This is a genomic window from Sulfitobacter sp. (genome assembly GCF_039977885.1).
In the GTDB taxonomy this organism is placed as follows: domain Bacteria; phylum Pseudomonadota; class Alphaproteobacteria; order Rhodobacterales; family Rhodobacteraceae; genus Sulfitobacter.
The window spans coordinates 194748-201116 of record NZ_JBDWCI010000018.1 but is presented as its reverse complement, the minus strand read 5'-3'; the positions used below and the strand labels follow the sequence as shown (position 1 = coordinate 201116).

At 56.5% G+C, this 6369-nt stretch carries 4 protein-coding genes; 3 read left to right on the top strand and 1 reads right to left on the bottom strand.

What is annotated here, in order from left to right:
* Together ABJM03_RS13150 and ABJM03_RS13145 are read left to right on the top strand one after the other, a co-directional pair.
* Nucleotides 1-2914 (top strand): Hint domain-containing protein (locus ABJM03_RS13150; RefSeq protein ID WP_348418190.1); only part of this gene is annotated, 2914 nt, incomplete at its 5' end.
* Between the two features lie 313 nt (nucleotides 2915-3227).
* A complete protein-coding gene (locus ABJM03_RS13145) occupies nucleotides 3228-4331 on the top strand; it encodes a Hint domain-containing protein (RefSeq protein ID WP_348418188.1) in 1104 nt (367 codons plus the stop codon).
* Here ABJM03_RS13145 and ABJM03_RS13140 read toward each other — a convergent pair.
* On the bottom strand, nucleotides 4324-4923 hold the full coding sequence (locus ABJM03_RS13140) for a nucleotidyltransferase family protein (RefSeq protein WP_348418186.1): 600 nt from the start codon (nucleotides 4921-4923) through the stop codon (nucleotides 4324-4326). The genes ABJM03_RS13145 and ABJM03_RS13140 overlap by 8 nt on opposite strands.
* Before the next feature lie 139 nt (nucleotides 4924-5062).
* Between ABJM03_RS13140 and ABJM03_RS13135 the strand changes: the two genes are divergently transcribed.
* Nucleotides 5063-6364 (top strand): DUF2254 domain-containing protein, encoded by a 1302-nt coding sequence (locus ABJM03_RS13135; RefSeq protein WP_348418184.1) that lies wholly within the window; start codon nucleotides 5063-5065, stop codon nucleotides 6362-6364.
* Nucleotides 6365-6369 lie beyond the last annotated feature (5 nt).

Here is a 6369-nt window from a genome sequence, read left to right as displayed (position 1 = left end):
CAATGACAGCGATCCGGACAACACGCTGGACGAGCTGACAATCTCTGACGTGACGGTAGACCCTGCCGAGGGCACCGTTGTGGACAATGGCGACGGCACTGTGACCTTCACACCAGCCGAAGACTTCACCGGCGAAGCGACAATCACTTATACCGTGACTGACCCTGACGGCCTGTCCGACGAAGGCGAGGCGGTTGTGACCGTGACGCCAGTGAACGACGCGCCAGTTGCTGTGGATGACGTGGCCGAAACGGATGAAGACACGCCAGTGGTGATCGACGTATTGGGTAACGATGTTGACCCTGACGGTGATCTGCTGACGGTGACCGAAGCGACATCGCCGGACGGTGAGGTTGTGATCAATGATGACGGCACGCTGGAGTTCACGCCTACGGCTGACTTCAACGGTCCGACTACGATCACCTATACCATCACCGACGAGGACGGCGTCGAAGACACGGCGACGGTTGATGTCACTGTGAACCCGGTCAATGACGCGCCGGTTACAGAGGATGACACAGCCGAGACCAATGCCGGCGAGCCTATGACAATTGCTGTGCTGGATAACGATAGCGATCCGGATGGTGATCCGCTCACCGTGATTGAGGCCACAAGCCCGAATGGCACCGTGGACATCAATGACGATGGCACGATTGAATTCACGCCGGAGGATGGCTTCACCGGCCCTGCGGAAATCACTTATGTTGTCTCTGATGGCAACGGCGGTGAGACGCCTGGCACTGTGGAAGTTATCGTTGCAGACGGTATTGTGACCGGTACGGACGGTGATGACCTGATCGACGAAGACTTTGAGGGCGACCCCGAAGGCGACATGGTCGACGGCAACGATGAATTCTTGCCAGGTGAAGGCCCGAACGATGACATCATCGAAGCAGGTGATGGCAACGACACTGTTGTCGCTGGCGAAGGGGATGATGAAGTCTCTGGCGGCGAAGGTGATGACAGCATTGACGGCGGCATCGGTGACGATGAGCTTGCTGGCGATGAGGGCAACGACACCATTGCTGGCGATGAAGGTGACGACACTGTTGATGGCGGCACCGGCGATGACGTGCTGGATGGCGGCGACGGAAACGACAGCATCATTGGTGACGAAGGTAACGACACGGTTGTTGGCGGCGAAGGTGACGATGTTATCGACACTGGCAACAGCAATGATCCGCTGCCTGACATCGGCTTCCCCGGTGTGTTTGACCCGGATGCGGACCCTGAAGATGACCGCGATAGCGTAGACGGTGGTGCGGGCAACGATACCATCAGCACCGGCGACGACCGTGACACAATCACGGGTGGCACAGGCGATGATGTCATCGACGCGGGCATTGATGATGATGACGTCGAAGGCGGCGCGGGCGATGACCGCATTGTGGGCGGCGAAGGCAATGACACCATTTTGGGCGGTGAAGGCGACGACACGATCTTTGCCAATAATGACCCCGATCTGGGCCTTGATGTGTTCGAGCTCGAAGACGACGGCACCAATCCGCTTGGTCCTGATCTGGCACCTGACAACGGCGATGATTTTGTCGACGGCGGTGCCGGCAACGACGAGATCTTTGGTGGTGACGACGATGACACGCTTCTGGGCGGCAGCGGCGATGATCTGCTGGACGGCGGCATCGACAATGACTCGCTTGGTGGCGGCACGGGCAATGATACGTTGCTGGGCGGTCAGGGCGATGACGAATTGTCCGGCGGTCAGGGGGACGATTCCCTTGATGGCGGCATCGGTGACGACACGCTGTTCGGCAATACCGGCAACGACACGCTGGATGGTGGCGAAGGCGATGACAGCCTGCTTGGCGGTCAGGACGATGACCTGATCAACGGCGATGAAGGCGACGACACCCTGCGCGGCAACAACGGCAATGACACGCTGAACGGTGGTGACGGTAACGACAGCATCGACGGCGGTCAGGACGTTGACTTGATCAACGGCGATGATGGTGATGACACAATCAACGGTGCCTTGGGTGACGATACGCTCAACGGTGGTGATGGTGACGACAGCATCAATGGCGGCTCTGGCGACGATCTGATTGATGGTGGCGACGGTAACGACACCCTGACGGGCGGCGCGGATCAGGACACATTTGTCAATGTGAACCCGGGCGATGTTGTTGATGGTTCCGAGACTGGCGTTGACTTTGACGTCCTCGACCTGACCGGCTCTGCGCCAGAAGGTGGCAGCCTTTCGGTGACGTTGGATGATGACAACGAAGAAAACGGTGTTGTCGACTTCTTCAACGCCGATGGCTCGGACGCAGGACAGCTTGTTTTCACCAATATCGAGGAGGTGATCCCCTGCTTCACACCTGGCACTTTGATTGCGACACCAAAAGGTGAGCGTAAAGTCGAAGAGCTGGAGATCGGCGACCGGATCATTACCCGCGATAACGGGATGCAGGAAATCCGCTGGATCGGCCGTCGCGAGATGTCCGGTGAGGAACTCGCCGCGAAAGAGCATCTGCGTCCGGTTCTCATCCGTGAAGGTGCATTGGGCAACGGTCTGCCTGAGCGCGACATGATGGTTTCGCCTCAGCACCGCGTGCTGATCGCTAACGACAAAACGGCCATGTACTTTGAAGAACGCGAAGTACTGGTTGCGGCGAAGCACCTGACCGATATGGAAGGGATCGACGTGGTTGACGTGTCGCATACCAGCTATATCCACATCATGTTCGACCAGCACGAGGTCGTTCTGTCGGATGGTACTTGGACAGAGAGCTTCCAGCCTGGTGATTTGTCACTGGCCGGTGTGGGCGATGCGTCGCGCGAAGAGATCCTTGAACTCTTCCCCGAGCTTGCCACACGCGAAGGCATCGAAGCCTATGCGGCAGCGCGCAAGTCCTTGAAAAAGTATGAAGCCAAGCTGATTACCAAGACCAACTAATCCACATAAAATTCTCCCAAGGCGGGCCCTGAAAGGGGCTTCGCCTTGGGCCACCAGTTATGCAGCTTCGCTCGGGATTAGTGACCCTGGGTGAATGAGGGCGGAGCCGCGTGTCGGCTCCGCCTTTCATCATTTTCCGCGATTGTTCATGCTTGTGTACTAATCACAGCTGATTAGCTGGATTGTGTATTAAGCTACTGGCAATTAAGGAGAAATTAAGACTTTTTCTTGTCTACAACCTGCGGTGTAGTAGGTTTCCCTTAGCCCTCAGTATTTTTGAGGGATTCGCTCAGATTCATGGGGACAATCCACGATGGCAATAATCAACGGAACTGACCGCGACGACTCCCTGCAAGGCACTGCAGAGGATGATGTTATCACCACGGGTATTGGGAATGACACGATTGCAGGGGGCGAGGGCAATGACCTGCTGCAGGCGGAAGATGGTAACGATTTTATTTTTGGCAACGGTGGCAATGATACGTTGCTTGGCGGCGACGGCATTGACGATTTATTTGGCGGCGATGGCGATGACTTCATTGATGCCGGCACAGGCAACGACCTTATTACTGGCCAAGCGGGTAATGACACGTTGATCGGCGGAATCGGACAAGATGTGTTTTATGGCCTTAACCCCGGTGATGAAGTCACGGGCGGGGAAGGTGGTAATGCCGATTTCGACACATTGAACCTAACGGGATCACGGCCCGAAGGAACGCGGCTCAACGTCATCTATGATGAGGATAACGGCGAAAACGGCAGGGTCGTCTATACCGACAGCGAAGGCAACAATGTGGGTGAGATCCGGTTCACGGGGATCGAAAAGGTCATCCCGTGCTTTACGCCGGGCACACGTATCGCAACCCCGCGCGGAGAGGTCGCGGTGGAGGCGCTAGAGGTCGGCGACCGCGTTATCACCCGCGACAACGGGATGCAGACGATCCGGTGGATCGGGCATCGTGAGATGCCAGCGGCCGAGATGGCCTTGGCCAGTAATCTCGCCCCCGTCCTGTTTCGGAAAGGATCGTTGGGGAATGATCTGCCAGAGCGGGATATGATGGTGTCGCCCAACCACCGCATGCTGGTGGCCAATGACAAAACCGCGCTGTATTTCGATGAAAGCGAGGTCTTGGTCGCGGCCAAACACCTGACGGGGTTGCAAGGTGTTTCAGTAGTCGAGCCGCTGGACACAACCTATATTCACCTGATGTTTGACCAACACGAGGTCATTTTGTCTGACGGGACATGGAGCGAAAGCTTCCAACCCGGATTGCAGTCTCTTGCAGGGGTGGGCAACGCCCAGCGCCTTGAGCTTTTGACGTTGTTTCCACAGCTTGGCACCCATGCAGGGGTTGAGGGTTATGGGGCGGCCCGCCGCAGCATCAAGGGCTACGAAGCGGCTGTACTGGTCAAATAGACCCACGTCCCGCCCGCCAATTGGCCCAAGCCTCTGGCGTATCAAGATCGGTGCGAGCGTGATCGTCGGGTAGGGGAATAAGCTTTGTCCGGCTGATGTTCGCCCGCACTACTTCCCGACCGCCATGGTCGCCCGAGAGGGCCATGAGGTCGGGGATCAGCTGTGCGTGAAATACAATCGGATGTCCGGCAGATCCATTAGTTGTTGTTGTGCGCCAGATCAGGATTTCTGATTTTAGATCAATATTTTGAATTACTTTGTTAATGTCGGATTCAGTGATGTCAGGCATGTCTGATAACATGATCATGACAGCCTGCGTTCCGTCCGGCAGGGCTTTTAATCCCGCAGATATGCTTGCGTTCATACCATCATTTGCGTCGGGCACCGGTACAATTGTGAGGGGCAGATCCTTTAGCGCCTCATATCGCGGGTGGGGTTCAGGGGGCAGCGTGACGATAACCGGCACCCCGATGGCGCAAGCGCGCAATGCCTGACGCCGCAGCAGGGGCATATTATCCACGCTTTCCATCAGCTTGTCGCAGCCCTGCATCCGCCGCGAGGCTCCGGCTGCCAAAAGCAATATTGCAATCATCTCTGCCCCGCATTGCTGCCTGTGCCACAGGCTTAGCTGTTCAGGCAATCAAAGCCAATAAGCAGGACTATCCGCGATTGCGACGCATCTAACGCACAACCGGGGTTGGTAAGGGCTGGACCCGCGCTATCTGAAAGGAATGGAAATTTTAAAACGCATTCCCGGCTATGCTCTCGCGTTGCGCACGGTCAAAATATATCTGCGCAAGCTATGGGTGCGCGTGGTGATTATGGGGCTGATGTCGGTGGTGGCCATCGGTCTTACCCAACTGCTTGAACGGGTGCTGCCGGACGCGATTGCAACGGCCGTTGCTGCGCATTCGGCTGATCGGCTGCTCAACATTATTGCCAATGCCATGCTGGCTGTTACCACATTTTCGATCACCAGTATGGTGACCCTGCACCGCGCCACATCGCAACAATGGTCGCCGCGTGTACACCGCCTGTTGCTTCAGGATAAGACAACCCAGAACACGCTGGCTGTGTTTATCGGTGCCTATGTCTATGCATTGCTTGCGATTATTATGCGTGAGCTGGGTATTTACGAAGAAGAGCGCGCGACGGTTCTGTTTTTCACCACGGTAGGCGTGCTGGCCGTTATTGTCGTTTATCTGATCCGCTGGGTGTTGCACCTGCAAACCTTTGGGAGCCTGACCCAAACCGCCGAACAAGTTGAACGGACCACCCGCGAGAAATTCAGGGAACGGTTTGATAACCCCTGCTTGGGGGCGAATGCGCTGACTGAACCTGTGCCGGAGGAAGGTGAGCTGATATTGGTAAAGACGTCGGGCTATATAAACGAGATTTATACCGAGGTGCTTAATGCTGCTGCGCAAGAACTGGATGCCGATGTGTATCTGCTGCGCAATATCGGTGATTTCGTGTTTGTAAACGAACCATTGGCAAAAGTCATCCGCGGCGACGGCCCCAAGGACGAAAGCGATTATGAATCGATCGAGGAGGCGTTGCGCGACAGTGTTGTAATCGGAATCGAGCGTAGTTTTGATCAGGATCCCCGTTTCGGTCTGATCGCCATGGGTGAGATCGCCTCTAAAGCCTTGTCCCCGGGCATCAATGATCCGGGCACGGCGATTGATATGATCAACCGCGTGGCCCGCGTTCTGTCACATTATGAGGATGAAACCAGCAAAGACCGGAGCGAGCCGCTAGAGCGGGTTTGGGTTGAGCCGCTTGATCCGGCGGTTCTCATTGATGATGGCTTTGGTGCGCTGGCGCGGGACGGGGCCACTTTGTATGAGGTACAACACCGGCTGCAAAGCGTGCTCAAAGCCTTGACCCATCACCCCGATCATGAGCTGGCGCGTGCCGCCGGCCTGGCCGCAGGGGTGATGATGAACCGCGCTCAGGATAGCATGTCATTTGATGACGACCGCAAGCGTCTGTGGGAGGCGTTCCGGGACGAGGGCACCGCGCCGGAATAAGCCGC

What these genes read in the sequence shown, in the direction of transcription:
- ABJM03_RS13140 (WP_348418186.1), bottom strand. Translation starts at nt 4,923, where the DNA reads ATGATTGCAATATTGCTTTTGGCAGCCGGAGCCTCGCGGCGGATGCAG.
- ABJM03_RS13135 (WP_348418184.1), top strand. Translation starts at nt 5,063, where the DNA reads ATGGAAATTTTAAAACGCATTCCCGGCTATGCTCTCGCGTTGCGCACG.
- ABJM03_RS13145 (WP_348418188.1), top strand. Translation starts at nt 3,228, where the DNA reads ATGGCAATAATCAACGGAACTGACCGCGACGACTCCCTGCAAGGCACT.